Consider the following 2394-nt stretch of genomic DNA (forward strand, 5'->3'; position numbering starts at 1 on the left):
AATTTTAATTTTTTGAATGGTGTATTTATGCGACGCGAATTAACAGAAAATCTTTTAAACGAGTATAAAAAAGAGAAGAAAGATACCGGTAATCATTACTCTATAAAATATCGATGCTGCTCCTACTCCAGCCAATCGCAGGGGAGATGCAATGGATGAGGCGAAGACGCTTGATGAGGAAGCACTGACCTACTTCAGTCGTTTTGCAGATTAGTCAAAATGAAGATAAGGAAATTTTTCCTTTTCAAACACAGCGGATTCACCTTACTTTATTAACAGCTTAAATTTGCCATAGCAGAAGGATCTTGCTAAGGATTTTCCTGCCTATTATGAAATTCACCGCTGGTGTTTTTGGTCTGAAGCTAATTTCCCTAAAGACTCTGATTGTATAAAAAATTTCGAACACACGCCAACGGGCACCTTTGAAGAAGTAGTAGTTCCATTTCTTGATTTAAAAGACAAAGTAAAATTTGCAATGCTTGGCCGCAATGTGTGATCCCAGTTAATCATAGGTTTATATTCTGGGGACTTTTATAAAGACTGCCAAAGACTCAAAAAAGAAGAGAAAACAAAAATAATGCAGGAAGCAAGAACGACCTTGGAAGAAATGATAGAGCTTAAAATAATTAAGTCGGCAAAAAGGTTAATTTGTTCAGTGGTTTTGTACCTTTTTGTTAGTATGATGCTGGGGGGCTGGAGTCATTACTGCTGCCCATCAAAGTGAAATAAAAATGCCGAGCCAAATTTTAATCGCAGAGGGGGTGGGCACGTGTGCTTTTATCACTCTATTTTTATGTATGGAAGATCACGCAAGAAGGTGAAAAAAAGTTGAGCACCTTTAATTAAAATCGTTTGAAAACTCTTACCTGGAACAATATAAAGCAGTTCTAGTAGTTTTAAAGATTGTAAATTCAGATAATCCTTTATCGACTCTCTTGCAAGTGAGAAGTGCATTGAGGCGGTCAATTCCAGATTCTCCATTAGAGCATCACAGTACCTTCAGCAACCCCACAGCATCACCAAAGCGTTGATCTGGGTGAGTAACCTGTATTCCGCTACGGCTTCATACGGGTTACTTGGAATTGCTGTTTTACAATGCCCTTGATTTTACATGGGCAGAATTGCTGTTTCAGCAAAGAAAAGATTGATTGCGCATTTTCCATTTAATTCGAGAATTCGCACGTCTTTTATACAACCTAAATTTTTGCAATGTAACGAATCCAAGTCGAATTTCTGGAAGATTCATTTTCAATTGGTAACCTGTACTTGGTAGGCTTTACAAAGAAAGCTTGATTATTTTTTTCCTTGGGGACAGCATTATTTTTACAATTATCAAACAATTTATTGATTGGTAGCAGGAGTAATATTTTCAACCATTCAACTAATAGAGAAAAGAGACTCTTTTTCCCGAACTCACTGGCATTAGCTGTTTCTTTATCGCTCGCATCGAAAAATTCATCAAAAGATCCATCTAAAGAGTCTGTGTCTTCGATTTCTCGTATTTCCATTGCGGGATTAACTTTGTCTTTTAATCCACTTGAAATTTTTTCTTGATACGCCTTAAAAGCGCTGTCCAAATAATCAATTTCATTCTCTTTAATCGATCTTCTAATGTCTTCAACTTTTATTCCCTTTAACTTCAAATAAGTCATTGTAATTGTAGAAAAAGTAGCTGAAGCGGTAGCAGGCAGATACTGATTTAGAAATACTGATGCTATGGTTTCAAGTTCCACATCCTTTACGACGACACTTCCAAAAGTTTTACTAAATTATTTATCAGAAGCCGGTTTTTCAGCTTGATAAGCACTACAAAATTTTCTAATTGAGCTTGATATGATCTAACTTGATAAAAATAGAATTTCGAAATAAGAGAGGATATTTTTCTTAATAAAACAAACTCCTGAATCGCTAATTTAACTGACTCCAATGACGGCGTTTCTGTGTTTATTTCTTCTACAAATTTAAGAATTTCTTTTTCATAAGCTGGGTTTAAAATTTCTGCTGGGGGCAGTTCTTTATCTGCTTTTTTAATTAATGAGCCTAATTCTTTCTCAAGTTGATAATTATCATCTATTAAAGTTTTAAGTATAGTAAAGGTCTCCGTTTTCTCAGGCATTTTATCTCCCTCATGTTTTTAAAAAATTAAGATTGAATTATTTAATTTAGTATATAATGCTTACATTATAAAAAAATTAAATTTATCTTAATAATTTGATAGAATATTAGCTGATAAGCAATTGAATTAGTGTAAATAACTAGAGATATTAATTTTTATTTGTGAAAGAAGCTTGGACTACCTTGTCGCGAATGTAGGTGGGTTCGCTTTTTTCGGGGGCTACAACTTCGCCTTTTAAATATTTTTGATTAGCAATGAGGGCCAAAGAGGCAGCGTCA

At 34.6% G+C, this 2394-nt stretch carries 2 pseudogenes; both read right to left on the bottom strand.

The window, feature by feature from the left end:
- Positions 1-1196 precede the first annotated feature (1196 nt).
- Positions 1197-2116, bottom strand: a pseudogene (locus OWO34_RS06135) (Dot/Icm T4SS effector protein CbEPF1).
- 148 nt (positions 2117-2264) lie between these two features.
- Positions 2265-2394, bottom strand: a pseudogene (locus OWO34_RS06140) (tRNA (adenosine(37)-N6)-threonylcarbamoyltransferase complex dimerization subunit type 1 TsaB); the annotation flags it as partial.

The organism is Coxiella endosymbiont of Ornithodoros maritimus, assembly GCF_907164965.1.
In the GTDB taxonomy this organism is placed as follows: domain Bacteria; phylum Pseudomonadota; class Gammaproteobacteria; order Coxiellales; family Coxiellaceae; genus Coxiella.